We start from the raw sequence: 26,182 nt of genomic DNA on the forward strand, positions 1-26,182 counted from the left end.
CCATTCTCGTTAGAGAATAGCTCCCTTTCGTTTTAGTTGTTTCTCTATGCTGGTGCTCCTTCTACCGCATTCCATACAATCGTTCCTGTATAGTTTGTAGCAGGTGTATTTGCTGGAACATCAATAGTTGGGTTCAAGGTAAGATTTGTATCTTGCTTGTCTAAGTCGGCTTTTGTTAACTTATAAATTAGAGCCATTGTAGTACTTAAAGATACTTGAGAAACTGTTCCTCCTTGATCGGATGAAGGATTTAGTTTTAACGTCATTCCTCCACCAAGAGCTTTATCTTTTTCATACCCTGCTTGTAACGACCAGCCATCTGTTTTTCCACGATAATCATGGATGGTTAAAGTGGGGGTTTTTGGCTCTGTTGGTTGTGAGGTTTGTTCTTGGCCATTCAATGTAATCGCCTCGAAGTTAATTTTTCTTAACTCTTCAATGTTTAGCCCACCACCATTAACCGTGATATTCGCTTCCGTTTTGTTGCTCTCTGCCGCATGGACGGGTGTTTGAATGAATAACATAGTCCCCATTAGTCCTCCTAAAAGTACCGTACTTAAAATCATTTTTCTCATAATCCATTCCTTCTTTCCATTTTATTTTTATCATAGTGAAAAAGTAATAAAGCGGCTAAACATAGCAAAGCTCCTAATGGGACTGACCACCGCGAAGTCTGCTCTTCATTGGTTCGTGGATACTGTGAATATGCCTTATCTTTAATTGATTCCGTATGCCCCCGAATACTTGATGGAGATTCCCCTCCTCGAACCATTTGATTCGCATTTGGAACAACCGGGGGTGCCTCTTTGATCGTAACTACCACGTCCGTCTGTGAAGGCATTGCTGCTGTAACTTGTTGTGCGGAGATTCCAAACAAACATCCGACTCCTAGAATAAGTAAAAAGCTACAAACCAAGCGCTTCATTTATTCGCTCCTTTCTCTAACTGCCTTTTCTACTGTTATTTTACTAGTCTTTACTAGGACTCTGTTCAATAACCCAATCAATAACTACTGAATATCTCTTAGCTAAAATATTTTGAGGAACCGTTACTTTTGGTAAAACATCAATACTCCCAGAATAATAAGAAGACTCTTTTTTATCCTCATTAAATATAATTAAAGGCGTTACTTTCGAATCTACCTTAACAGAAAAAGCTTCTATATATGGACTCGTACTTTTAGGATTAAGACTTAATGACACTCCTGAATTTATCCAATCTGCAGTGGTAGGATCACTTAAGTCATAAGAAACCAACACTTTTCTATTTTGCTTACTTAATCGAGGTAACGTATCTATAAAAGTCGTCTTCCCTTGATTAGCATCCTTTAATGAAGACTCTTGGGGTTTACTGGAAATTGTTATATCCGTAAAAATAAAGTTGTCTGGTACAGACCACTCAAAAGACCCAGCAGAACTCCTCGGCTGCCAGACATAGATGTCCGCATCTTTACTTCCTTGATAGTTAGTAACAAATTCTTCTGTACTCCAGATATTTTCTCCAACCGGATTTTCTTTTGTTCCATCCTTGCCAATATTTTGCCAGTTTCCTGTATATTTTTCATTATTTGGTGGGTTAACTAGCTTGCTATATGACACGCTCTTCTTAACTTCAAATTTAAAGTTTGAACCTAAAACTAGTTCATTTAAACTGTTCGCCTTATCAAACATACAATACATAGCATTGTCATCCAGTTTTTGCGTATCAAAACTGCTTAAATTTAAAGTTTTCAAAGAAGTGTCTCCTGAAAACATTTCACTCATTTCGTTAACATTCTGAGTATTGAAACTACTCAAATCTAAATTAGTTAAAGAAGTATCTCCTGAAAACATACTTCTCATATTGCTAACATCTTGAGTGTCAAGTCCTGACAAAATAATTTTTGATAGATTAGGAAGATCTGCAAACATATTTGATGAATCTTTAGGTGCTTTTGCTCTATCATCAACGCCTACAAAAGAAATAGTTTGTATATCATTCGCCTGAATAAATCCCGTTTTCCATGGAGCTTTTTTAACATCTTTTAAGCTCCCTTTTCCATATAATCCTAATGTACGTGTGTTAGAGTCCCAGGCACATCTGATATCTCCCCAAGTAATAGCCACATTTTCATTTGTGATTTCATGATCATTGATAGTTGAACTATTTTCGGTTGAATTATCTATGCTTGCTTTAGCTTTTGAATCAGATGTGTTACTTGTGGTAGACGGTTGTTCTGAACTTTCTGGAATTTTGGAGGTTTTTGTAGCAGTCTCCTTCGTTGTTTCGGCTGGAACGACATCTGTCCTTGATTTAATAGTTGAATCAGAACTTTCAGTTGTGGTAGCGGTAGTTAGTACATTTTCAGTTCCACTAGTAGTTTCCATCGTAGAATATAATGACGTTTTTCCCCCTTTATTTAGAGTCGTCTGATTTAGTGTTGATGATTGTGCTGCAAATACCATACTCATTGGTTGTAACAAGCCTACCGTTAGAGTAACTAACAAGAAAAGATTTTGTTTTTTCATAAAGCACCTCTTTGAATTGATTGAAAATTTCGATTTATCAGGATTTAAAAAATGTATACGACGTTATCAACACTAGATTTTTTCTTGTCAAAGATAAAAAATAACTAAACTACTTGTTTAAAATATAAAATTTTTTCAAAGGCCTCTGAACTTTCTTTATTATAAAGGAAAAAAAAAGCTATGTTTAGCTCAATAACACAATTCGTTTCCTGAATTTTTGAAAAGAATATTTCGGCCAAATTGGAAACAATTGCTACAAACGAAAATATATGAAGATTTAATAGATTATAAATTATGTATGAACTAGCAAAGTTTAAAAAGCAAAAGTAGTTTATTACCAAGTCTTCTAACAAGTACATTGATGTTAGTATCAAATCTTAGACATCTTTTTCGTAGAGACAAAAATAAATTAAAATTACCTACAAGAGGGTGAATTTTAAGGGGGGTTCTTATGTCCGATAATTTTTTTACGGAAAATACTATCCTAGTAATGATATTTTTTCTTCTTTTGGTGCTTTTTTCTTTTTTGAAGATAGGTAACTGTGCTTATCAATTGTACTCTTTCAAGAAAAGCATTGTAAAAGGAAAAAAAGATATTCTCTCTGTTAATCAACAGATTAAGCTAGTTCCCACTGACATCCAACACACGTATAATGCCATCACTAGAATAGATAATTGCTTAGGTATTTTTATTCTATTGGTTTGTGCATACAATCAGCTACTAATCCACCATCTTTTTCTTTCGTATATTTTTATGGCTATTATGGGTATTTTAGCGTGCGAGCGGTGGAAATTTTTTTTACATTTGATAGAAGATGGGTATCTGCTTATAAAAAAAGCATTGGTCCATTATTTGTACGTCTTTCCAAGTCTAGATGAACAACGCCAGGTACTAACTATCCAAAAAAACAGCTTTTTTGTTTTATCTTCTTATGACGCTTGATGTTATCTTGGGGTGTTTGGGCACTACCAGTCTTTTACTTATGTGAGAAATGGGCAGCTGACATTACCCACATTCCGATTAAGAAAAATGGCTTGAAAACAACAAAATAAGGTATTCCTATAGTAGAAAAGGAATACCTTATGATAAGGCAGGAATCGAATCTTTTCATGCCTCGTTGAAGAAGGAAGAAGTATATACAACGAATTACTCAGATTTTGAAAAAATAAATTGTGCGCTATTTAGCTACATTGAAGAATTTTATAACCGTAATCGAATGCACAGCTCGATTCACTATCTAACTGCACAAGAGTTTGAAAGATTGGCAAAAGAAACAATTACATAACCGTCTCTGCTAAAATGTGTACAAGATATTGACTCAAATCCAAGTGAAATGATGGAATAAATTTTATCAAAATTTGCACACCGCCTCAACCAAGATTAAAGACATGGAAACCATATACAGAAGCTATAAAAAAGTCGAAAAGAAAGGACTCTTTTTGGCTATTCCGTCCGCACTAAAATCAAAATATTACTGGAAATTCCATCTTAATTTACACTAACACAAGTAGACGCCTGATTAATTTTTTACTTAGCAACAGAACCTAAACGAATCAACAGATCTAAAATAATTTCAGGCTTTTTTGGGGCACATGGAGCCGATTATTTATTCTCCTTAATTCTGACAGATTGCCATAAATTCTTGAAAACTTGTTTGCCGTGAAAGTTTCTTTACTCGTGATGCATCATTTAGCACATATACAAGTTCTTCAAATAGCTGTTCATAGGAATTATCTCGCTCTTCCTTCAAGGCCAACAACAAGACTAATCTAACCTTTTTTTCTTTCCATTGTAACGGTTTTTCCAGTGAGCAAATGGCTACCACATTTTGTTTTGCCTCACGTTTGACGGCATGAGGCAATGCATAAAAATCACCAAAATCCGTACTGGATAATGCTTCTCGCTGCAGTACCTTCTCCACAAAGTTCTTTTCACAATAGCCCTTTTTATATAATTCCTGACAAAGAAATCGGATTACTTTATTTTTGTCTGTGAACATTTTTTTTGGAAAAAACAGCTCTTCCTTCAAAAAGGTCATCAAAACGGAAGACGGCTGATTTTCTTCGAACAATATGTTCCTAATTTTCTTTAAATCAACATCTCTCAAAAATGAATCATAGTGATAAACTGGAACGGTTGTTGTTAGATTTAACTTTTCCGTCGTTAAAATCAATGATTTTTCTTTTGTAATATCATTTGTCACCGAAAATATGGATTTCGCAACGAATAGTTCAATTTCAAACTCCTGGATTTTATCCAATTGATTTCTGACAATTCGTTGATTTCCCACCCCATAAGGAGAGATCAGCAGTACACGTTTCTTTTTATGAGCGCGGATATTTTCTAATGCTGAAAGAAAATGAAGTGTTAGGTACGCCACTTCATCTTCTGGAAATTGAATATTCAGCTTCTCTTGAAGATAACCAGAGGCATAGACACTGATATTATAAACAAAAGGAAACTTACTTTTGATTTCTTCAAGTAACGGGTTTACCAAATATTGTTTATGCATAGCACGCTTATATAATAATAAAACATGAGTCATCAAATAATCCGTAATTTTCTTATCATGCGTAAAATCAATAAAAAAAATTGAGTCGATATTTGTTAAGCTGCCTTCAATCACCTGCTTTAGTTTTTTACCAGCTAGATCTTCATCAGAAACAAGAGAACCGGAATACAGTCGATAAATGTATACGTATTCTTGCTCTGGAATCTTAACTCCAAGATTCATTTCTAATTCCTTAACCAACGCCAAAGTCAAGGTCATTTGATCACTCTTAGTCTCTTTTAACGAAGCCCGAGAGGAATTCAAGTAGCTTTTTTTGCTGACTCTTTCCAAAAGTACTGCGAGATGTAAAATAAATGAAATCATTGAGAAATCATTGACAAAAAAATCTCCCTTTCGATGAACATTCATAACCACTTTAGATAAGCTTGTTAGATCAACCTGTTCAAAATAATCTGAATAATTGTCTAAACTCAATTTATTTGTCTCAATCTCTCGATTTAAAAATAACGTAAACACACGACGCTTAGCAGCTTCATCCCCTTCTATCAAAAGCTGGTTTTGTTTCCGTTTAATTATCAGCCTCTGATCACTTTTCCCAATCAATATATTGAGTTTTTTCACTATTCGATCAAGCGTAGATTCACTAATGAAGAATTCATCTGCTAGTTTGTAAAAGTCACAGGCTTTTTGATCTATTAATCGTATAAGTATATCAAATGGTAGATTCTTCGATTTCTTATCTGACGTCATATTCTGAAGGTGATTGTTTTCAGGGTTTAAATAGAACCCTGCTCCCCTCCCGCCTTTGATAGGACTATGGCTCGTTCAGTAAGTTGGTTTAACTGCTGAACATCATTTCGAATCGTTTTCGACGAAACCCCAATATCTTTTGACAGCTGCTCAGCGGTAAAAGTCTGTTGATTTAGATACAATTTCTCTAGAATTTTTTCTTGTCTTTGAGAAATATTCACTATGATTCCTCCTATGACAAATAACTAATTTTTATTTCCAAAAAAGCATAGAAACTATTAAACTTCTACTATTTATTATAACAATTATTCTGATATTGTATTGCTCTCATTTTCCAACTGAACAAGATTTTTCTCATAAACTTTTAAGAATGGATAATACATCAGTCCATCGAGAATGATCAGAATTAACACTAGGATAACTGCACGCCAATCCATTGTGGATAGAAAAGCACCTATTAGTGACGGCATCTGCCAAGAAAAGACAGCAAAGGTTTTTCCTACAACTCCCCACGACATACAGAGATAAGTAACAACTGCGTTAAAAACTGAAGTAAAGATGAAAGGAAAGAAGAAAATCGGATTTAGCATTAATGGCGTTCCAAAAATCATTGGTTCAGAAATACCAAAGAAAGAAGGAATCAAACCAATTTTCCCAACTGTACTTAACTGTTTGGATTTTGAACGCATCATTAAGAAGGCTAAGGCTAACACTGAACCAGATCCGCCGATAATGACGAAATAAGTCCAAAATGGTGTCGTAAAAATATTGCTTAAATCGTTTCCTGCCACCTTTTCTGCAGCATTAATAGATAGATTTCCATCACGAATTGGTCCAAGAATTCCTGCTAGAGCAGCATCGTGAATTCCAAAGAACCAGAACAAATGGATCAAGAAGACACTGATAATTGTAAAGGGTAGGCTGTCAGCTGCTTTAAAACTTGGCGCCATAGTATTGTATAGAAATTGAACAGCTGTTGTATCAAACGCATGGAAAAGAATAAAAATTATTGAAAAGAACGTCATCAAAATCAAGCCTGGCACTAAAGCAGCAAAGGTCTCTGAAAGAGAAGCCGGAACGCTGTCGGGCATCTTAATTCGACCAATATTATTTTTACGCATACAATGGTATCCTTCCACTGTAACGATTGCGACAAAAAGTGACAGTAAGATTCCCCGTCCATCTAAAAAGCTGATTTCGACTTCTTTTCCATCCCAACCCATTTTTAGCGGTGTTAAGACAAGCATTAGGAAACCGACAAGTGCAAACATCATTGGACGCAAAACATCTTCTTTATAGTGACGGCACAAGAAGTAAGTTATCCCTACACAAATGAATAAGGCCATCGCATTCAGGGTTACGCCGCTGATCCAATTTAAAACCAGACTGTTCTTTTCCGCAAAGCTTGCCCAGGCTAACAAAAAAATATTTTTTGTATCTTTCGTCACAGGTGGTGCATTCAAAATAATTGGAATCGAACCAAACAAAGTTATCGGTAGCATAGACATAAAGGCATCCCGCGTAGCTTTTAAATGACGCTGCTGACTCAGTTTATTTGCCAAAGGTGAGATGTATTTGTCCATCGTATCACTGAATTTACTAAATCCCATGACTTTTTATCCTCCAATCAATGTTTTTATATCCTCATAAACACCCTCACCATCCATAATGCCATATTTCATTGGTGAAATTGTTTCTACTGGCACGTCAACGGCCGCTTCGATTTGAGGTTTTAAGAACCGAATTTGCGGGCCAATCAAGACTAAATCCACTCCTTGTAAATAATCTTGATATTCTGATTCGCTATAAGCTTTTACTTCTAGTGTGTAATCAGAAGCTGCTTCGATTTTCTTTGCTAACATCCCTGTTGACATTCCAGCATTGCATACTAGCATGATTTTTTTCATTTTTATTCTCTCCTCTTCTTATTAGAAAAAATAATAGTTACTTTTTAATCAAAGGATCTTCTTTGAATTTTTTTCCCTTGACTTTCTATGATTTCTTTAAACCAATAATAAGATGCTTTTGGTTTTCTGATTTGGTCCTTTTCAAAATCAACAGCTACTAAACCATAACGCTTTTCCACGCCGTTTTTCCATGAATATAAATCAAATGATGCCCAAGCATAGTAGCCACGAATATCCACTCCATGATCCATCGCATTCATAATGGCATTGATATGATCATTCATAAAGTAAATGCGATAGTCATCATTCACCTGAGCTACCGTCACATCTTCCCTCACACCCACACCATTTTCCGTTACATAAATTGGAAGATGATAGCGATCCCAAGCTTCAATCAATCCATCTCGTAATCCTTTCGGATAGATTTCGGTATCCCATGCGGTAAATTCGCTGTTTGGATCTTTTACTTGTTCAAACCAGTCTTTGATCACTACTTTACTTTGATCTTTTTTCCCTGAGTGGTTGAAGACTAGCTGTGTTTTGCCCCCAGTATATGGTTTCACCAAGGTTCGAGCATAATAATTTAATCCAATAAAATCAACGGTATTTTCTTTTATGATTTTCAACTCTTCTGTTTTCATAAAGCTGATATCATAGTCCTGAGCTAATTTTGCTACTAAATCAATTGGAAATTCACCTAAAGCTGCAGTATCTAAAATCCAATTATTACAATAATTATCGGCATAGCGCATAGCTATCCGAGTTTCAATTGTATCATCTACACCATTAACTGGGGTATAGCTGTGAACAATGCCTATCTGTCCCTGATAACTTCCAGCTCTGAAAGCTCGTACAGCTAGAGCACTTGCTAACATTACATTGTAAGCACCAATTATCGTCTTCTGAACATCCTGTAAACACGGTGGATAATTGCCAATGAAGTAGCCATTGACAATAAACCATTTAGGTTCATTAAACGTTGTCCAGTTTCGAACTTTCTCACCAAAATGCTCAAAGCAAACCTTTGCTAAATGTTCAAAAGCATAGATAACTTGAGGGTTCAGCCATCCGCCTTCTTCTTCCCAATATTGCGGCAGGTCCCAATGATAAATCGTTACAAAAGGCTCAATATCATATTTATGACAAGTATCTAGCAAGCTTTGATAAAATTTAATCCCTTTTTCATTAATATCGCCTTCTTTATTTTTAATGATCCGCGGCCAAGAAAGAGAAAAACGATAAGAATTTTGTCCGCCTTCCTTCATCATTTGAATATCTTCTTCGAAACGATGATAATGGTCACTAGCGACATCACCATTTTCCAGATTGTTCTCATGTAAATAGCGATCCCACATTGATTCTACTTTATCGTCGATATTCCAAGCACCTTCGCATTGATACGAAGCTGTTGCACCACCCCATAAAAAGTTATTTTCCATTAAATTGTCTCCTTCCATTTATATAGCTCACCAAACTCACCAATCATATCAACCGCGATTGCGGTCGATGTTAAATGTCCTTCGGCATGAACAAGCAGTAAGTCAATTTCATTCATAAGCCCTTCCGCAGAGAGCTTGCGCAGCATTTCTGCATGAGCTTTATGTGCCAATTTAATTTCACCCTTTGCTGATTGATATTTTTCTTCAAAAATCCTAAAGTCGCCTTTTTTTACTGCTTGTAGCGCTTCATATGAATCACTTTTTGCATTACCAGCGTGTAAAATTATCGTCATTGATTCCATTTCAGTTCCAATTTTTACTTTCCCCAAATAAACTTCCTCCTTTTTTTCTATACCTCAACTATAAAGCGTTTTCTATTTAAATTAAATTTTTTATTTTCCACATTAAAGTGGAAATTTTATTTCCGTGATTTTGCTATTCGAACGCACACTCTTAGAAATGAGATTTCGAAGACAAAATAAATTAATTGCTGAAAGCTTTTTATTACTGTTTAAGCAGGCTTTAAGCTTTTGATATAATAGATTCGGTTTTTCCACAAAAGTTAGTTTACAACCTGAAAATTATTTATATAATTGTAATAAGAGCTACCACCTCCACTTAAGGTATCCTTACCAGTACATGCGTTAAAAAGTAATTTTCAGGTGTGAAAGCTACTGGGATAATGTGGTAAAATAGTGGTTACAAATGGCAATATTGATAGAGAAAGTATACCGATCTAACACTAGTAGACCGATGCTGCATCGTGGGGTGAAAAGTATGTATTATACCCTAGCCAAAATGACATTAGCCATAGGTTACACGGGAGTCTCTACCTGCTAGAGTTTTGTTGTAAAATTTAAAAATAAATCAAAGGCCTACTTGTGTTAGTATAAATTAATCTGGAGGTCCCAGTAATATCTTGATTTCAGCACAGGCAGAAAGCCGAAAAGAGTACCTTCTTTTCGGCTTTTCTTGTAGATTTCACAGGTTGAGATAACACACAAACTTTGATAAAATTCATTCCACCGTTTCACAAGACAATTGTCTTGTTCACTCAAATCATTCATGTATAACGGTTCAATGTATAAGTCAATTTTTCATAGCTTTTTAAACACACTTTTAATAAAAGCACTGTAAAGTTTTCTTTTTCTAAATTTGATAGAGAATAGTACCGCAGTATCTTGTATCCAGTGATAAATAATGGTGTGCCAAATATGAATACTACGGTCATAAAGGGTTTCTTATACTTCTCGGTAGCTGAGGCTATGATAAAGATATTAGCCAACAGTTACGATAATCACATCTTTTTGAAATTGCTCTCCTTTAAAGTGATTCATATTCATTCCTCCAAGCGATTCTTTTTCTATTTCATCCTAAAACGGACTTGTTAAAAAACTTTGTAACAGAACCTTGATTTGTAATTAATAGAGCGGAACTAATTACTACAAACACAGACCCCACGTTATGAACTAGTGCTGCTGTAACTGGATTTAAAATACCCATTGTTGATAATCCAACAGCAAATATATTCCAAATCATAGCTATCATAATATTAAAGTTTATACGTTTCATAACTTTCTTTGACATTGCTACTAAATACGGAATTCGTTCAATATTATCACTTACTAATACTGCATCTGCTGCTTCAACCGCAATATCACTACCTATGCCACCCATAGCAATTCCTGCATATGATGTTTTTAGCGCTAATGCATCATTAACACCGTCTCCGATCATACCAATTTTTTTATCATTTTGAATAAGTTCTTGAATCAAGGACATTTTTTCTTCTGGCATAAGATTTGCTTTTACTTCATCAATTCCTATTTTTGAAGCGATAAATTTTGCTGTATCTATATTATCACCAGTTAATAATATTGGATGAATATTCATTTGCTTCAATTGATTGACTGTTAATTTTGCTGTGGGTCGTAAAACATCTGCTAAAGCAATAAATCCTGCAAACGATCCATCCAAGCATACGTAAATAACCGTGGCTCCTTTTTTTAAATAAGTATGTGCCTTACGTTCAGCAGCAGCAGAAATGATAGCATTAGTACGCTTAATGTACTCAGCTTTACCAGCAAGAACTATTCGTCCACCTATTTTTGCACTAACTCCCATTCCGCTTTCTAGTTTAAAATCTTTGATCTTTTCAATTGTTCCACCATTATTCAAATAATGAGTTACAATCGCTTTACCTAACGGATGCTCAGAACGTTGTTCTGCTAAAGCTGCTAATCGTAAAAGTTCACTTACATGAAGACCATAATAATAATTTTCAACACCAATAACTTCCATCTTCCCTTGAGTAAGCGTTCCTGTTTTATCAAAAGCTATAGAATCAATTTGAGCGATGCGTTGTAGCGCATCACCAGAACGAATTAAAATACCAAATCTCGTAGCATTACCAATACCCGCCATGACAGCCGTGGGCGTAGCTAAAATAAACGCACATGGACAAAAAACAACTAAAATTGTAACCGCTCTAATAACTTCACCAGTAAGTACCCACGTTAAAAGTGCAATGCCAAGCGCAATTACTACTAACCATGTTGCCCAACGATCTGCTAATTTTACCACAGGTGCTTTATTAGCATCTGCTTTTTCTGCTAATTGAATCATACGTTGCAATGAGCTATTCTTTTCTACCTTGGTCGCACGCATTTCAAAAGTAGAAAATTGATTCAACGTACCACTGGTGACATTATCCCCAACTGTTTTGTCAACAGGAATTGATTCACCAGTCATTATTGATTGATCGATTGCAGTAGTCCCAGCTATAATAATGCCATCAACCGCTATTGTTTCTCCAGCTAGAACTACCAAAATATCTCCAGTTTGAACATCAGATATGGGAATTACTTCTTCCGCCTCTTCTCTTTTAATCCTAGCAGTTTTAGGTGTAAGATCTATTAATTTTTCAATACCTTGTCGAGCTTTTCGAGCAGTCATGTCTTCTAACAAAGTTCCAATTGCCATTATCCATGCTACTTCCCCAGCTGCAAAATATTCACCAATAGAAATAGAAGCCACCAAAGCAATTGATACTAACATATCAGCTTTAATATCGCGTTCTTTAATTAATGACGTTACTGATTCAACCAAAATGGGAATTCCACAGAGAATTATAGCAATCCACGCAATATCAAAAGGAAATTTATTTTTCATAACTCCTGTAAGGCTGAAAATTAAAGCAGCGGCTGAAATAACAACAAACAATATATTGCGACTTTCTTCATTTAGAATTATTTTTTTTATTTTTAATAGCATTTAATAAGTCCTCCTTTAAGTTCTACTTGATTTTATCTTAATCAAGATGTACGATTTATTCATTAATGTACATCCTGTTCATTAATATTGTACGAACTGTTTTTATTTATAGCAAGGAACAATTATTTTAATTTGGATTATACTGAACGTTTTGGCTAAATTGTTTATATGGAGGAATCGCATTGATGGATAGACGACAAAAAAAAACAAGAGAAGCAATTTTTATTGCCTTCAATCATTTATTAACGATTAAAGATTATAATAAAATTACAATTCAAGAAATTATTGATTTAGCAAATATTGGTCGGAGCACTTTCTATTCGCATTTTGAAACTAAAGACGCATTACTTAATGAATTATGCTTGGATCTTTTTACTCATATTTTCTCCGATAATTTAGTAAAAGAAAAAAGCCATGACTTTTCCTTTTCCGATGATAATTCTGAAATATTAATAACTCATATTTTATATCATTTAAAGGACAACAAAAAAAATATCAGCGGTTTACTACTATCTGAAAGTAGTGAACTATTCCTACACTTTTTCAAACAGTACCTTAATGACTTATTTTTTGATCAACTTTTTTCAAACGTCGACAGAAAAAACAAAGCAGTACCAGATGCTTTTCTCTTAAATCACATAACTGGCAGTTTTATTGAAATGATTCGGTGGTGGTTAAAAAACAATTTAAAACAAAGTCCAGAAGAATTGACTTCTTATTTTATATCAGTTATTTTTCCAATCATTTAAGGCATGTTGCAAAGTTTTCAAAAACAATAGGCTGATCCAATTCGTTAAGCAACCATGAATAGACTTTCAATTTAATTCCAGAGGATCTATCTTTTCGATGTATAGATATGAGTATTTTTGAAGAATAGGTCTGGGGATTTTACTAACTGTTTGTGCATAAAATATATAGAATTCTCAAGTTGTATTTTAAACGATATAGAAGTATCATTTAAATTCATAATAAAACTAAAATGTTCGTGTTTTAAATCCTACCGCTATTTTTTGTACGAATGTTCCAGAAGAATATTTTTGATGAGGAAAAGGAAAAAACAAGAAACGTTGATTTAACAACATTCCTTGTTTTTTTCATGACTCACTATCGCTATTTTCTATATGGATGTTCCAGTGACCCCGATTTATACAGAAACAAATTATCGATTAGGTGCTGCTAAAATACAAATTTTTTTACAACGTGAAAATGGTGTTTCAATTAGTATCGGCCGAGTGTACCGTCTAATAAAATCCATGAGCTTACCAAAAATGGTGACCGCAAACTCAAAATTCCGCTATCGAGAGGTCCAAAAATTCTGTATGATCACGGCATTAACAAGTGCCATACATCCATTGCATAGCCTCCTATTTCGATTTATTTACAATTCAAAATAAAGTTGTTAAATTGGTATTTTATATTAACAAGTATGGCTCATTAATGAGCCAAAGAAAAATAATAAAAATAAGCAGAAAGAATAGACATCCATAAAATCAACTAAAAAATTGCTGCTAAGTTTTTATTTAAGACAGAGTTAACAACAGAAAAAAATTTAAAAAGTGATTTTTCGCTAAATAAAATACTTAAAGCAATAAAAATCAATGGCAGAACCCAAATAATAAAACGCCCACCAGGATTATCGGGAGTTCCATCCCATTGAAAATGGTTTGGAATAATTGTGGGTAATTTTGGAAATAGATATAAATTGAAAAGGAAGGCAAGAACCGCCCACATAAAATTAAGCTGAACAATTTTATGATATTTCTTAGAAATGTAGTTAAACATAAATTATATGCCCCCATTTTTGCTTATTTTTATTATTTTGCACATAGTAACAAACTATGAATTAAATTTAAAGGATTTAGTATAAATTCATTGAAAATTAATTTAATGGGTGTAAAGTATGAAAATGTAATTCATGTGAAAAAACAAATTTTCCGATATATTCTTAATAGTGAAAGGAGAATTCAAATAGAAATAATTCCTCCAAAGCTCTATTACAATAATGATAGCATTTAAATATACAGAGATTCATGAAGAATGTGGCCATCAATGCTTGCCAAACTTAAATTTACGCATCAGAGATATTGAAGAAAATCGCTCAATTAGATATTTCATTATTTTGTTAATCGATTATATTAAAATGAAGAAACATATATTAAATTACAAAAAATAGAAATTGATGAGCCAAAAGTAAAATCATCAGTAGTAGTAAACATTATTCTAGCTGATAATGTGCTTGTAGTAGTTGAATACGCAGCACTATTTGCGGTAGCTTATGCGTTAGGATCACCCGAAAAAATCTTCAATGTTAAGTCACTATGCTATAACACATAATACTTTAAAGTGATACAACTTGCACAAATTTTATATGGTGAAGCTTTTACAATAGAAATAGATAGTTTTATCTATCAGAAACATTTAGAATTTCCAAAAAGTACTATGCAAGCTCTATTTAACACTAAAAAGAAATTTGACGAATTATCTATGGAATGATTTTAGAGCTTTAATGCCAACGGATGATAGTTAATATTCTAGTGAGAAAACTACGGGCAATTGGCAAGATAAAATATCAAAAAGCAAGAGTTTCTTGCGCGTTGTCAAATCAAGCTTTCTTGAACAAAAAATTTTTTTGTACTACTCTACTATTGGAAGGAGATAAGAAAAAATGTTTGCACAAATTTTAAAAGATAGGAGAGCTGAACTAGGAATTACACAACAAGATATGGCAGAGAAATTATTCGTTACAAGACAGACCATTTCCAATTGGGAAAATGGAAAAAATTTTCCAGACATCCCCACGCTGATATCTATTAGTGAAAACTATTCCTTATCCCTTGACTATATGTTAAAAGGAGATTCCGCCTACATGAAAAAAGTTGAAAAAGATTATAAAATAATAAAAAAGAAAGAATTGCTAGTTATATTACTGCCATTTCTCTCTTGTTAATTGTGTTACTTAGTTTATCTAATATTTTTTTTAAAAAACAATTATATGAAAATATTCTAGCTACAATTGTTATCCTTATTAGTATACCCCTTGTTGCGTCGAGTTATATTTTATATAAATCATTTTATAAAAATGAAAGTAATGTGCCTCAGCCTCTTTTCATCCCTAAAGCCTATGGATTAGGTTTAACAATTAATCCTAATCACCCAATCGGAAAAATAGTTTGGTTATTAATTGGAATAGGAATACTAGGATTACTTTTTTATTCGATACTAAATATTTGATTTCAAACATAAAACCGCGACTATATTTAGTGACGGTTTTTTCTATCTAGAATTGCTTGTCAAATTGTCGGATCACTCATAAATCTTATGTGGTGTTTTATCACAATAAAGTTTGATTAACGTTGATCATTGCATTAACTGAACGATTTCTACCAATTCCTTTCCAACAAGTTTTGTTGAGAAGTATTTGTTTATAGATTCTCTTTAAACATTTCTTTATAGACAGTTTTTTCCCGCATATCCATAATCTAATTATCTAGTTGCTTTATAGTAGCTCGTAATTTCTGAATTGAGAAAAATAACTGCTGCTTCTCTCAGCTACTTCTAGATCACAATTGTTTGTTAATTAGTTTAATGTCAGTTTTTGAATATCTTCTTACAACAGCTTAGAATAAATTTTTCCATAACAATCATCAATGAAGCCTTCCACCGGATAATCAAATCATGTTTTCTACTCACTCCTTTGTAAAATTAATTTCATTAAAATTATTTGTAAAGATTTCATGCTCGTGTGGTCGTTCAATAAAATTAGGAGAAGAATAAAATAGTTTTATGTTTTTAGAAAAACAAAATTAATGATATAAAAATATTAATTATGGTTTCGAATAGATATATTATTTAACATTTTTCCTGATAATTCTCTTGTTGTTCAATAAATTCATTTTTATCCCCGGCGGCGGGTTCTGTTACAAAAACTAAAAGTCAATCGTACTTGTATATTCCTGATGAGCGATTAAGCTGTAATTCCCAATAATGAATTTATTTCCATACAAACTGAAAAGCCAAAAAGAGTGCACTCTTCTTAGCTTTTTTTGTAGATTTCTCGAAAGGCTTCCATGTCCTTAATCATGGCTGAAGCAATTCGAAAACTTTGATAAAATTTATTCTAACGTTTCCATCAGAAATAATCTTGCTCAATTAAATTATTGTGATACTTCACTTTTCTATGCTCTGTATTTGTGTATAAACCAGATTGTTGTATCTCCTTGAATATACTATGAATAGGAGATGCTTTGTCAGTAACAAGAACTTTTGATTCACCAAACAACTGATTGCGTATCACGCTTTTTCACAGTCAGATATCTAGAGTCAGTTCTCCAGCATCAATCACACGATATAAATAACATCATTTCCCATAAGTAGAAAGAATGTCTCTTTTTCTTTTTCCAAATTTGATAGAGGACATTCTCACATTCTTTTACTCAATGATAAATTAATGTATGACAAATATGAATATCATTATCATAAAGGACTTCTTGAACTTCTCGATAACTGCGATTATAATGAAGATAGTAGCCAATGGCTACTTATCTTCACATCTTTTTGAAATTGTTTTCTTTTAAAGTGATATTTGCTGTATATTTTTCTAGCTTTTTGTAAGTTTCGTTTACAACATTTCCAAAAAAATAAGTTTCTATTTTGATATTATTTTCTTCTAGAGTAATATAGTACCCTACTCCTTTCTCCATTAAGCCACTCTCTGGATAACAGAAAGACGGTGTATCTACTAAAAATCCAAAATTTTTCTTAATAATTTGATTTTTCCCTATTCCATTGTGTATATGACCACTAAAAAAAACAATGTTTTTACCTTTGTTTAATATTGCTTCTACTTGATCATTCTGTGGACCAAAACCATGAAAATCATTACTTCCAATATGAGTATTATTTAGTGCCTGATGTGACAGAATAAACACTATTTTCTTTTCTTTTTTTGATTTTTCAATTGTTTTTTCCAATGAGTCCAATTGATTTTTTGTTAAATAACAGCTATCCTTTATAGGCCTTTCCGTACACAAAGAAAAAATTAAACAATTATCATATTCATATTCTCCAAAAGTTTTTTTATTACATGAAAAAAAATACTTTTTACTTGATTAAATGAATTGAACCGTGGATCATTTAAAGTATCTTTTTTCGAATCCCAAAATACTTTCCAAAAATCTATCCAACCATCATTATCAACTTTCTCAGCAAGACCATTTTTCTTCCTCTGACATCATGGTTTCCTAAAGTAATTATTGCTTCAGGGAAAAAATATGAAATTTCAGTTAAACAGTTTGCCATATAAATTGAGTCCCCATAATTTGTTAAGTCCCCTAAATGAAAAAGATTTGTCTCTTTATTTATTTTTTTCATGTTTCTCAAAGCAATAACAAAATCTTCCATTCCCACTGCAGAATTGCCTACATGACTATCAGAGATTAAAAAGAAACTTTCTAAATTACCTAAACCTAGCATTACTATCGCCTCTTTCTTTTTTATTCAAACTTTTTTTCTTTCTTCTCTAATAAATAATGTAATAATAGTGATTGAACATAGCTAAAAATAACACCTATTGCAACAGAAGTTAAACCATAAGTAAGTAAACCAAAGGCCAATACAGTATAATTTAAAAGTCGAATAGCTTTAGCTACAGCTATTTTAGGATTTTTTTTATGGATAACTAGCGCAAGTACATCCACTCCAACGGTTGATGAATTTTCTGAAAGACAGCAATAGTATCCTACTGCAACAAAAATAGTTGCAAGTACAAAATCAACTGGTAAATTCACTTCTAGTCTAATTGGTAACGTATAAAAAATACTAAAAAAAAGATTATAGCATGCACTACTTACAATGGAGCGCAATAGGTTTTGCTTTCCTAAAAAGAAAAATGAAGCAAAAAGTAGAAGTATCGTTATTCCAGACGTTAAATATAAAATATTAATATCTGTTGCCTTATTTACAATCATCGCCAAGCTTGTCACTCCACCATTAATTATTCCTCTCGGTTTCATCCATTTTGAATAAGCGATTCCTAACAAGACATTTCCACCTATAATTTTTAATAAAGACTTGCTATGCTCCATAAAATTTTCCATTCCTACACTGCCTTCGCTTCATTTAATTAAGTTTATGATTATCCTAATATTTTCAAATTATATAGAACAATTGATAGGATTAAAAAGAATACAATCACACGCGTAGAATTCATTTTTTTTCGTCCTAATAACCAATAAGCAAGCCCTACTAACACAACTGGAACTAAGTTAGGCAAAATCGTATCTAAAGTATCTTGAATAACCAGTTTTACACCATTATGTTTATAAACAAATGGAACAGTTGTCCGGACTATCGTGGGAGCTAATGCACCAATAACAGTTATCCCCAAAATTAGTGCTGCATCTGTGAAAGCATTTAGCTTATCTTTCATAACAGTAACTAATTTTACTCCTTGCTTATAACCTAATTGAAGTAAACGCGATTGGAAGAACACTAATACTAAATTAGCAATCGCCCAAATAAATATACCTATTGGACTACCATCCATTGCTAATGTTGCAGCTAACGATCCAAACACCGTTCCCCAAATAACATGAAATAGGGAATCCCCAATTCCTGCGAATGACCCCATTAAAGCCGTTTTTAACGCAACTATTGTTTCTTTTGCTTTGTAGCCATCAGCTTCTTCAATAGCAAGATCAATCCCCATAATTAAGTTTCCAAAGATAGCATTTGTATTAAAAAATTGGTTATGAGTGTGTAACATATCTTTATATTCTTCTGGATTGCCTTTGTATAGCTTCTTTAGTCCTGGTAGTATCCCAAACAGGTAACCCGAACTCATCATTCGTTCATAATTCCAATTTAACTGACTTCCTAAGATAAATCGCCAGCTCATTTTATTTAAATCTTTTTCTGTTAATATTTTTTTACTTTCACTCATCACCATCATATCCCCCTTCTAAAAGTACATGTTCTTTTGTAGTGGTTTCTTCTTTTTTTGTAGAATTCATTTTATAAAATAGCATGGCAATGACTAATCCTAATAAAAAAACTCCTAATATTGGTAATTTTAAATAAGAAGATAAAACGAAGCCTAAAATTAAAAATGGAACAAACTTTTTCACAGGTAAATATCGTAATAACACACCTATACCAACTACAGGAAGTACTCCTCCTGCTGTTTTTAATCCACCCATAAGCCAGTCTGGCATGCTAGTAGTGATAGATTGGATTGTTGCGGATCCGGCAAGTAGCATAATTAAAACGGGAATTGCTCTACTTACCCCCCATAGCATAGAACCAGATAAAACAAGAGGACTTATTTTTTGATCTTCTAAATTATCAATTGCTTTATCGATTCTATGCAATAGAAATACATTGCAAAAACGAGCTACAACATCCAGCTGTAACATTAATAATGATACTGGAACAGCTAATCCTACTCCAAATTTTGCTCCTTGACCTGATAATACTGCAAAAACAGTTCCTAGCAACGCACCAGAAAAGTAATCCGGAATGCTTGCTCCACCGAAAGCTGCAATCCCTAAGCGCATTAGCTGTAATGTAGCGCCGACTGTTAGACCCACTTTCATATCTCCCATAATCAAACCGGCTACAAAACCTGATACTACTGGCTGAGTTAAAGTATTAGTGATAAGTGAATCATTGATTGCAATAAATGAATATATCGTAAGTAATATTATTTGATAAATAGTTAATTCCATTATCTTTCCTCCAAGCTTATAAATAAAATTGATTAATTTTTTAGTTTTTTAATAAAATCAATTACTGGGTCATTAGGAACTAATTGAGCGCTTATATTAATGCCTTTCGATGCTATTGTTTCAAAAATAGTTTCCTCTTCAGGTAAAACTTGAATACTCTTAGTTATCTCTCTAGCACCTTTTTTATAACTCATATTTCCAACATTAACTACTTTAAGTAGAACATCTTTTGGATTTTTGAATAATAAGAATATTCGTTGCTTTCCATATTTTCCAGAACTAATATTTCTTGCCGCATTTTCAACTGGTAAAACTGATAATCGCATTGAAGAAGGAGCAGCCATTCGTAAAGAAGACTTTTGTAAAGGATTAGCAGCAGCTTCATCATTAGCAACAACGATTCTCTGAGTATTTAAACTAGTCGTCCAAATGCCTGCAACTTGTCCATGAATTAAACGTTCGTCAATTCTTGTATTTACAATGTTTTCTTTCCCTGCGTACTGACTATAATTACTTGGCTCTTCCTCTTCACCTGATTCGTTAATTTCCTGTTCTACTTTGTTTATTGTTGCTTTTACATCAATTATATTTTTCTCTGCAAGATCAATTAATTCTTTTACAGAAGCATGTTGATTTACTATTGCTTCAATCACTATAGATAATGTCATCCCAGCAATAATTTCAATCCCATCTACATTTAAATAGTTCTTTGTTGCTACATTACACGGAGTTCCACCTAAAAGATCAGCGATGATGAGGGTCGATCCGTTAAGGGCTTTCATTTTCTCAGCTAGTTCTTTTTCAAATTGAAGATTATCTCCATCTGGTCGTAATGAAACCACATGTAGATTCTCTTGTTTACCAACAATCATTTCTACACTACTTTTGACTCCTTTTGCCATTCCACCATGACTAATTAATACAATGCTTTTCACTAATTTCCCTCCTTGTGCTTTTATTCACTTGGTATACTATCCGTATTACAAAAAAACTATATCACATGTTAAGTGATTAGTAAACCTAACATTTTAACATTTTAACATGTTAAGTTACAAAGAAACATAGTATTACATTTCACATTCTTATTTGCTAGGGAATGATTAACATGATATTCTGATAATATTCGATTACAAGAGTGGAGTGAACCTTTTATGATTCCTAAATATAAACAAATTATGCAAGCACTTCTACAAGAACTTAAAAATCATATCTTTATTCCTGGTGATAAATTTTACTCCGAAGCAGATATCAAACAGAGATATTCCGTGAGCTCTATTACTGCTATTAAAGTCCTAAATGAATTGACTAGTTTAGGTTATCTTTATCGTATTCGAGGAAAAGGTACGTTTGTTTCTAAATCAAAAGTTTCTCAAAATATAAAATTTTCGGACATTAAATTGCGTACACTAGCTTCAGAAAAAGTGATCGTTCTTTCTGTTGAAGAAGACAATGACCCTAAAATTCTAAAAGAACTAGGTCTTCCTGCTAATATCTCTTACTATAAAGTTAAGCGCGTTCACTATTCTGAAGGCACACCATTCCTAGTACATGTCACACATCTTCCTAAAAAACTTATAAAAGAGCCTATTTCCAAAAATCTAAATATATATTCTAGTATTTATGATCGGGTACATAAAGATTTTTCAATTGATTTATTTTCATTATCTTCTGTTGAAACAAACGAAGTTGTATTTCCTGATGATCCTAAACTATTAAATCTATTACACTTAAGTTTTCGTGAACCGGCTATAAAACAAGTAAAACATTCTTATTTAACCGATGGCAGTGTAGCAGAGTATATTATCAGCTATAAACATTGGAAATATTTTAAAATAAAAATAGAAGTAGATCCCGAGTAATCTTCGGTTTCTACTTCTATTTTTGTTTTTTATACTTTTTGATACTGGTGCTTTTACCATATTCTTGTCAGCCAGTCTATAAAGATAAAAAACATCAAAAAATAATTCATTGCATGTTGAATTATTCACGTTAAAAGCATCACAAACTAAATAGTAAAACCCTCTGGATCTGACGATATTCTATATTTCCTCTTTATCAACATTGTGTAACAAAGAATTCAAACTATGCGTGCCACATTATAATCTGTTTCTTCATGTATTACTACGTAAGGTAATTTGTCCCCTCTATTTTTTATTTTATATCTATTGTGACAGATTCAATCCAGAAAAAAAGTTTTTCTTACGTCTTAGGTAGATTCTGAACCAATTGCTGAATTTCTTGTAAACGAGGTAAATAATTCTTCAAAAAACTTTGATATCCACAAAAATCATGGTTTTTATTGACATACATGGCTTCTTTCATTCGCTTACACCCACCATGACAACTTGTCAAAAACGGACAGCTTTGGCAAAAGGCTTCCGTTTGATGTGGTTCGCAGAGAAACTGAACACTGCTTGCTTTTTCAAATAAGCACTTCAATGTTTTTTCTTGAATATAACCTAAACGATAGTCATCTAAAACGTAAAAATCACAAGGATAAACACTACCATCTGCTTCAATCACATACTGTATTTGACATCTTCCTGTAAGTCCACACGCATTCAGTTGATTGGTCCTAAATAAATGAAATACATCGTCAAATAGTTTAATACTTCGATATGTCCCCTCATTTAATTCTTTTAACCAAAGTTTCAATATTTGCTGGTAAAAAGAGGCAAAACGTTCAGGTGTTAGTGCATAAGAACTACGTTTTTCTGCATATAATTCATCTAAACATGGAATAAACTGAATATATTGAATATTTTCCTTTTGAAGAAATTGATAAACTTTTTTCGCTTCTTTTGCTAATGGATTCGTTAACACGCACAACACATTATAGTCAATCTGATACTGATCAAATAGCTTCTTTGTCAACATCACACGATGAAAAGTCCCTTTGCCTTTCGTATCTAAACGATACAAATCATGATACAACGGATGACCATCAATTGACAGCCCTACTAAAAAATGATGCTCTTTTAAAAACTGACACCATTTTTCGGTTATCAACAGCCCGTTTGTTTGTAACGCATAATCGACTTGCACTTTTTTTGACTGGTTTTGAACAGTTTCTACCATTTTTTGAAAATAGTTTAACCCAGTTAAAGTTGGTTCTCCTCCTTGAAAGGCTAAAGTTAAATGATCGCCATTTTCTAAATCGATAAAAATGTTTTCAATCATTTTTGTCATTATTTCTAGGGACATTTTGCCATAAGAATCAACTTCCCTCAAGGAACTTACATCGGCGTAAAAGCAATACTGACATCGAATGTTACATAATCCTGATGCAGGTTTAATTAACACTGAAATATATTTCATGAAGTAGATCCTTTCTTAGGTTACACCTAGTGACTGTCTACTGTTTATTTTCCATATCGAATATTGTTGTTGCCAATCTAAAATTAATGGTTATTAATTTATTCAATCTATCATGAATAAATAAGACAACATATTATGCATAACCGACAAAAATATTTGATAATTCATAACTAGGCAATTTTGTTACATCTACTCCAAAAAAATTGCTTACTTTGAATTGTTTTTAACAGCAAATTTATTATAACTCTTTCTCACTTCAAAAATTGTTGAAATTCAAATTTTAAATTATCATTATTTTTTTCCATCCAATTAGCTAATGCTTGCTGCATTTCCCGTATTTTTGCTAAAAATAACGGATTTTCTATTTGATTAATTTGTTCATACGGATCTGTTTTTAAATTGTATAATTCATCTGTATCACCGGCATTAAATACATATTTCCAATTCTCTTTTCGAATCATCCGCTGAGAAAACAACAAACTGCCAATCCCTGAACATTCTGTGACAACCACTTCTGGCCAACAGCTCGTTTGCCCTTCTATTAGTGGCTTAAACGATTGACCATCTCGTTTCTGCAGTTGAGGATCAACACCTGCATAATCAAGAATTGTTGAATAAATATCGCAACTGTTTACAAATTCGGTAACCGCTGCTACAGATTGCCCAAGGGCTGGTTTTACGAGTAACGGAATACTACACGTTTCTTCATACATAAAAATAGCTTTATCGCATAAGCCATCATGTATCCCCAGTGATTCCCCATGATCTGAACTAAAGATAATCATTGTCTCATCATACAAATCTTCCTGTTTTAAATACTCTAACAAACGCCCAATTTGATAATCAATATGTGATACCCCTGCAAAATAATGCTTTACGATTGGCTCTATTTCTGACCAAGTAGTAAAGTTCCCTCTTTTCATATCATGAATACGTGGTTTTAAAAGACCCCTATCAATGAAATTTGCCCAAGGAGCAAGCTTCCTCTCTTCATACATCTGATAAAATTCTTCTGGCACAAAATAAGGCTCATGGGGTCCCCAAAAATTCAATTGGAAATACCACGGTTCTTCTTTATGCTTAAATGTCTCAATCCAGGTCTTACTCCGTTCAATCAAAAAATGTTCAATGGTGCTTTCAATCCCTGTTGTTACCACACCAGCTTGGTGATTGCCATAAAAACCTGTTAGGATATTCTCAACTTGAAAAGTCAAATTATTTTTTTGTAAATACTTTTTAAATTGTGGATAATGATAACCACCGAACCCATGCCCAGGAAAGTCATCGCCTAGATATCCTACTGCTGTTGGTAGACTATCTTTACCTAACCTTAATTCAGCAAAGCCAATATCTTTCATGTATTGTTGAATATACGTATCGTTTTTTACATTTTCCACGCCTGATCCTAAGTGCCATTTCCCTGTATAACCAACTTGATAATTTGCCGCCGCTAAGCGCCGACTCAATAAGTTAGGTGAATCAGGTAATTCTTGAACCATATTTCCATAATTATATGAATTTGTCAGCATACCATGATGCATTGGATATACTCCCGTTTGAAGAGAAGCCCGGGCAGGAGTACAAATAGGACAAACTGTATATGCATTTTCAAATGTGGTACTTTCTTGTGTCAATGCATCTAAAACAGGCGTGTCACATTGTAAATCACCATAAATAGATAAGGTATCTTTTCGCTGTTGATCTGTAACTATGAATAAAATATTTGGTCGTTTCATTTAAGGAACTTCCTTTCTTTTTGAAAACAAATTTTTTATCCTATACTCTTTTTCTGTATACATCGATTTCCACCCCTTTTTTTAGTAGATTGGCGTAATTTGGGGGTGGCCCATAAATTTGATTCAAATAGTCATGAGTGGCCTATATTTATGTTTTAGACGTTTACGACGGAGCTCGTTTTTAAAGACAACGTGCTTTCTTCTTGTATAAAAGCTTGAACTAGTTAAGCTCAAAAGTTCACAAGAGGGTAGAATATTTAAATCTTTTTGTTTAATCAAAACAATCATCTCCGAATCTCTTATCATTTTTTGTTGCGAAGATGTAAATACCTTTTTAAGGTTTCAGCCTCCTTTTTTAGACGAATATTTTAATTTTCAAAGCTAGAATATCAGTCTTTGAAAATCACTGTATCCCTTTTGAGAATATTCATCAATAAGGTAGTTGAAGCTATACCGAATTTTTTTGAAGTTCAGTGACGATTTGTTATTTCAAAATATATCCATTATTCCTCCAGGATTATTTCTAAAACTAAACTATTTTAGAACTCACACAGTCTGTAGTAAACTTAGGAATTTATTTTATAGAACATCAACAAAACCATTTATTTTACAATTTCTATTGTGATGTTAGTAAAGATACTTGTCCTTGGTAATGTTATTTTCACAAATTTACCACAATTAATAATTTGTTTTGAAAAAGAAGATCCACTGTTTTCTGCCGCAAAAGTAAACAAATATTTATCTATAAATTCCCAATTAGATATTTCTTTTTCATTAAATCTGACTCTTTTCGGGGTGACAGATAAAAAGACTTCTATGATTGTTTCTCGATTTTCTACTAAGTTAGCGTAGCCTTTTCCTTTAGATGGATTAAGGTTTACTACAACTTTGTCATCAGTTTCTTGTTGTGTAATCTCTGTTATCAAATTGTTACCATTCTCAAATTCATTACTAAAACCATCATCTTCATACTCGATAAATGTATTCGCTTCTTGACTTGGATAAATCACGTAAT

At 33.0% G+C, this 26,182-nt stretch carries 24 protein-coding genes and 4 pseudogenes; 6 read left to right on the forward strand and 22 right to left on the reverse strand.

Translation table 11 applies throughout. The features are described from left to right. Positions 1-44: 44 nt before the first annotated feature. The 3 genes from IGI63_RS15165 to IGI63_RS15175 are packed head-to-tail and all read right to left on the reverse strand — an operon-like array spanning position 45 to position 2,507. Positions 45-575, reverse strand: a complete 531-nt coding sequence (locus tag IGI63_RS15165; protein WP_429976166.1) for a hypothetical protein — start codon at positions 573-575, stop codon at positions 45-47. Then, a complete protein-coding gene (locus IGI63_RS15170) occupies positions 572-925 on the reverse strand; it encodes a hypothetical protein (protein WP_429976167.1) in 354 nt (117 codons plus the stop codon). Before IGI63_RS15170 ends, IGI63_RS15165 begins: the two co-directional genes overlap by 4 nt. Positions 926-968: 43 nt before the next feature. Further along, positions 969-2,507, reverse strand: coding sequence for a BspA family leucine-rich repeat surface protein (locus tag IGI63_RS15175; RefSeq protein WP_429976168.1), 1,539 nt, complete (start codon positions 2,505-2,507; stop codon positions 969-971). Positions 2,508-3,541: 1,034 nt separating this feature from the next. On the opposite strand from IGI63_RS15175, the pseudogene IGI63_RS15180 reads away from it, so the two are divergent. Next, positions 3,542-3,793 (forward strand): annotated as a pseudogene (locus IGI63_RS15180) (IS3 family transposase); the annotation flags it as partial. 55 nt (positions 3,794-3,848) lie between these two features. Then, positions 3,849-4,000: pseudogene (locus IGI63_RS15185) on the forward strand (IS6 family transposase); the annotation flags it as partial. A gap of 123 nt (positions 4,001-4,123) precedes the next feature. Here the strand turns inward: IGI63_RS15185 and IGI63_RS15190 are convergent. The 8 genes and pseudogenes from IGI63_RS15190 to IGI63_RS15225 all read right to left on the reverse strand — a co-directional run bounded on the left by IGI63_RS15190 (position 4,124) and on the right by IGI63_RS15225 (position 12,389). Further along, positions 4,124-5,770, reverse strand: coding sequence for a BglG family transcription antiterminator (locus IGI63_RS15190; RefSeq protein WP_429976169.1), 1,647 nt, complete (start codon positions 5,768-5,770; stop codon positions 4,124-4,126). Between the two features lie 26 nt (positions 5,771-5,796). Beyond that, complete coding sequence (locus IGI63_RS15195) at positions 5,797-5,991, reverse strand: HTH domain-containing protein (RefSeq protein WP_429976170.1); 195 nt, start codon at positions 5,989-5,991, stop codon at positions 5,797-5,799. Positions 5,992-6,075: 84 nt separating this feature from the next. Then, a complete protein-coding gene (locus IGI63_RS15200) occupies positions 6,076-7,380 on the reverse strand; it encodes a PTS sugar transporter subunit IIC (protein ID WP_429976171.1) in 1,305 nt (434 codons plus the stop codon). Positions 7,381-7,386: 6 nt separating this feature from the next. Then, entirely contained in the window at positions 7,387-7,677 is a 291-nt protein-coding gene (locus IGI63_RS15205) for a PTS sugar transporter subunit IIB (RefSeq protein ID WP_429976172.1), read from the reverse strand. Positions 7,678-7,721: 44 nt separating this feature from the next. Further along, a complete protein-coding gene (locus IGI63_RS15210; protein WP_429976173.1) occupies positions 7,722-9,116 on the reverse strand; it encodes a glycoside hydrolase family 1 protein in 1,395 nt (464 codons plus the stop codon). Continuing rightward, positions 9,116-9,418, reverse strand: a complete 303-nt coding sequence (locus tag IGI63_RS15215) for a PTS lactose/cellobiose transporter subunit IIA (RefSeq protein WP_429976308.1) — start codon at positions 9,416-9,418, stop codon at positions 9,116-9,118. Before IGI63_RS15215 ends, IGI63_RS15210 begins: the two co-directional genes overlap by 1 nt. 878 nt (positions 9,419-10,296) lie before the next feature. Beyond that, positions 10,297-10,453: pseudogene (locus IGI63_RS15220) on the reverse strand (IS6 family transposase); the annotation flags it as partial. A 31-nt stretch (positions 10,454-10,484) separates the two neighbouring features. Further along, on the reverse strand, positions 10,485-12,389 hold the full coding sequence (locus IGI63_RS15225; protein WP_429976174.1) for a heavy metal translocating P-type ATPase: 1,905 nt from the start codon (positions 12,387-12,389) through the stop codon (positions 10,485-10,487). 185 nt (positions 12,390-12,574) lie between these two features. On the opposite strand from IGI63_RS15225, the gene IGI63_RS15230 reads away from it, so the two are divergent. Together IGI63_RS15230 and IGI63_RS15235 are read left to right on the forward strand one after the other, a co-directional pair. After that, entirely contained in the window at positions 12,575-13,138 is a 564-nt protein-coding gene (locus IGI63_RS15230; protein ID WP_429976175.1) for a TetR/AcrR family transcriptional regulator, read from the forward strand. Positions 13,139-13,522: 384 nt separating this feature from the next. Then, entirely contained in the window at positions 13,523-13,783 is a 261-nt protein-coding gene (locus IGI63_RS15235; protein WP_429976176.1) for a hypothetical protein, read from the forward strand. A 100-nt stretch (positions 13,784-13,883) separates the two neighbouring features. Here IGI63_RS15235 and IGI63_RS15240 read toward each other — a convergent pair whose 3' ends face one another. After that, positions 13,884-14,171: a DUF1648 domain-containing protein gene (locus IGI63_RS15240; protein ID WP_429976177.1), complete on the reverse strand. Its 288-nt coding sequence runs from the start codon at positions 14,169-14,171 to the stop codon at positions 13,884-13,886. Between the two features lie 883 nt (positions 14,172-15,054). Between IGI63_RS15240 and IGI63_RS15245 the strand changes: the two genes are divergently transcribed. Then, a complete protein-coding gene (locus tag IGI63_RS15245; protein ID WP_429976178.1) occupies positions 15,055-15,336 on the forward strand; it encodes a helix-turn-helix domain-containing protein in 282 nt (93 codons plus the stop codon). A gap of 1,017 nt (positions 15,337-16,353) precedes the next feature. On the opposite strand, the pseudogene IGI63_RS15250 reads toward IGI63_RS15245, so the two are convergent. The 7 genes and pseudogenes from IGI63_RS15250 to IGI63_RS15280 all read right to left on the reverse strand — a co-directional run bounded on the left by IGI63_RS15250 (position 16,354) and on the right by IGI63_RS15280 (position 21,015). After that, a pseudogene (locus IGI63_RS15250) lies at positions 16,354-16,982 on the reverse strand (DDE-type integrase/transposase/recombinase). Continuing rightward, the gene (locus tag IGI63_RS15255) at positions 16,934-17,359 is read right to left on the reverse strand and encodes a hypothetical protein (protein WP_429976179.1); all 426 of its coding nucleotides are present in this window, start codon (positions 17,357-17,359) and stop codon (positions 16,934-16,936) included. Before IGI63_RS15255 ends, IGI63_RS15250 begins: the two are co-directional and overlap by 49 nt. Before the next feature lie 205 nt (positions 17,360-17,564). After that, complete coding sequence (locus tag IGI63_RS15260) at positions 17,565-17,861, reverse strand: metallophosphoesterase family protein (RefSeq protein WP_429976180.1); 297 nt, start codon at positions 17,859-17,861, stop codon at positions 17,565-17,567. Positions 17,862-17,881: 20 nt separating this feature from the next. Next, entirely contained in the window at positions 17,882-18,484 is a 603-nt protein-coding gene (locus IGI63_RS15265) for a YitT family protein (RefSeq protein WP_429976181.1), read from the reverse strand. A gap of 38 nt (positions 18,485-18,522) precedes the next feature. Further along, complete coding sequence (locus IGI63_RS15270) at positions 18,523-19,338, reverse strand: PTS system mannose/fructose/sorbose family transporter subunit IID (RefSeq protein ID WP_429976182.1); 816 nt, start codon at positions 19,336-19,338, stop codon at positions 18,523-18,525. Then, complete coding sequence (locus IGI63_RS15275; RefSeq protein ID WP_429976183.1) at positions 19,322-20,113, reverse strand: PTS mannose/fructose/sorbose/N-acetylgalactosamine transporter subunit IIC; 792 nt, start codon at positions 20,111-20,113, stop codon at positions 19,322-19,324. Before IGI63_RS15275 ends, IGI63_RS15270 begins: the two co-directional genes overlap by 17 nt. Before the next feature lie 32 nt (positions 20,114-20,145). Next, positions 20,146-21,015 carry a PTS mannose/fructose/sorbose transporter subunit IIAB gene (locus IGI63_RS15280; protein ID WP_429976309.1) on the reverse strand — a complete coding sequence of 290 codons (870 nt, stop codon included), beginning with the start codon at positions 21,013-21,015 and terminating at the stop codon, positions 20,146-20,148. 249 nt (positions 21,016-21,264) lie between these two features. Here IGI63_RS15280 and IGI63_RS15285 point away from each other — a divergent pair, with 249 nt between their 5' ends. After that, complete coding sequence (locus tag IGI63_RS15285; protein ID WP_429976184.1) at positions 21,265-21,972, forward strand: GntR family transcriptional regulator; 708 nt, start codon at positions 21,265-21,267, stop codon at positions 21,970-21,972. Between the two features lie 340 nt (positions 21,973-22,312). Here the strand turns inward: IGI63_RS15285 and IGI63_RS15290 are convergent, their stop codons facing one another. From IGI63_RS15290 to IGI63_RS15300, 3 genes are all read right to left on the reverse strand, one after another. Continuing rightward, the gene (locus tag IGI63_RS15290; protein ID WP_429976185.1) at positions 22,313-23,431 is read right to left on the reverse strand and encodes an SPASM domain-containing protein; all 1,119 of its coding nucleotides are present in this window, start codon (positions 23,429-23,431) and stop codon (positions 22,313-22,315) included. A 251-nt stretch (positions 23,432-23,682) separates the two neighbouring features. Next, positions 23,683-25,167 (reverse strand): sulfatase-like hydrolase/transferase, encoded by a 1,485-nt coding sequence (locus IGI63_RS15295; protein ID WP_429976186.1) that lies wholly within the window; start codon positions 25,165-25,167, stop codon positions 23,683-23,685. A 602-nt stretch (positions 25,168-25,769) separates the two neighbouring features. Next, positions 25,770-26,177, reverse strand: a complete 408-nt coding sequence (locus IGI63_RS15300) for a DUF5110 domain-containing protein (protein WP_429976187.1) — start codon at positions 26,175-26,177, stop codon at positions 25,770-25,772. Between the last annotated feature and the right edge of the window lie 5 nt (positions 26,178-26,182).

Source organism: Enterococcus sp. DIV0086, from assembly GCF_050498705.1.
GTDB lineage: Bacteria > Bacillota > Bacilli > Lactobacillales > Enterococcaceae > Enterococcus > Enterococcus faecalis.

Coding starts and splice junctions, on each gene's coding strand:
- IGI63_RS15165 (WP_429976166.1), bottom strand. CDS start 575: ATGAGAAAAATGATTTTAAGTACGGTACTTTTAGGAGGACTAATGGGG.
- IGI63_RS15170 (WP_429976167.1), bottom strand. CDS start 925: ATGAAGCGCTTGGTTTGTAGCTTTTTACTTATTCTAGGAGTCGGATGT.
- IGI63_RS15175 (WP_429976168.1), bottom strand. CDS start 2,507: ATGAAAAAACAAAATCTTTTCTTGTTAGTTACTCTAACGGTAGGCTTG.
- IGI63_RS15190 (WP_429976169.1), bottom strand. CDS start 5,770: ATGACGTCAGATAAGAAATCGAAGAATCTACCATTTGATATACTTATA.
- IGI63_RS15200 (WP_429976171.1), bottom strand. CDS start 7,380: ATGGGATTTAGTAAATTCAGTGATACGATGGACAAATACATCTCACCT.
- IGI63_RS15205 (WP_429976172.1), bottom strand. CDS start 7,677: ATGAAAAAAATCATGCTAGTATGCAATGCTGGAATGTCAACAGGGATG.
- IGI63_RS15210 (WP_429976173.1), bottom strand. CDS start 9,116: ATGGAAAATAACTTTTTATGGGGTGGTGCAACAGCTTCGTATCAATGC.
- IGI63_RS15215 (WP_429976308.1), bottom strand. CDS start 9,418: ATGGAATCAATGACGATAATTTTACACGCTGGTAATGCAAAAAGTGAT.
- IGI63_RS15225 (WP_429976174.1), bottom strand. CDS start 12,389: ATGCTATTAAAAATAAAAAAAATAATTCTAAATGAAGAAAGTCGCAAT.
- IGI63_RS15230 (WP_429976175.1), top strand. CDS start 12,575: ATGGATAGACGACAAAAAAAAACAAGAGAAGCAATTTTTATTGCCTTC.
- IGI63_RS15240 (WP_429976177.1), bottom strand. CDS start 14,171: ATGTTTAACTACATTTCTAAGAAATATCATAAAATTGTTCAGCTTAAT.
- IGI63_RS15245 (WP_429976178.1), top strand. CDS start 15,055: ATGTTTGCACAAATTTTAAAAGATAGGAGAGCTGAACTAGGAATTACA.
- IGI63_RS15260 (WP_429976180.1), bottom strand. CDS start 17,861: ATGCTAGGTTTAGGTAATTTAGAAAGTTTCTTTTTAATCTCTGATAGT.
- IGI63_RS15265 (WP_429976181.1), bottom strand. CDS start 18,484: ATGGAAAATTTTATGGAGCATAGCAAGTCTTTATTAAAAATTATAGGT.
- IGI63_RS15270 (WP_429976182.1), bottom strand. CDS start 19,338: ATGATGGTGATGAGTGAAAGTAAAAAAATATTAACAGAAAAAGATTTA.
- IGI63_RS15275 (WP_429976183.1), bottom strand. CDS start 20,113: ATGGAATTAACTATTTATCAAATAATATTACTTACGATATATTCATTT.
- IGI63_RS15280 (WP_429976309.1), bottom strand. CDS start 21,015: ATGGCAAAAGGAGTCAAAAGTAGTGTAGAAATGATTGTTGGTAAACAA.
- IGI63_RS15285 (WP_429976184.1), top strand. CDS start 21,265: ATGATTCCTAAATATAAACAAATTATGCAAGCACTTCTACAAGAACTT.
- IGI63_RS15290 (WP_429976185.1), bottom strand. CDS start 23,431: ATGAAATATATTTCAGTGTTAATTAAACCTGCATCAGGATTATGTAAC.
- IGI63_RS15295 (WP_429976186.1), bottom strand. CDS start 25,167: ATGAAACGACCAAATATTTTATTCATAGTTACAGATCAACAGCGAAAA.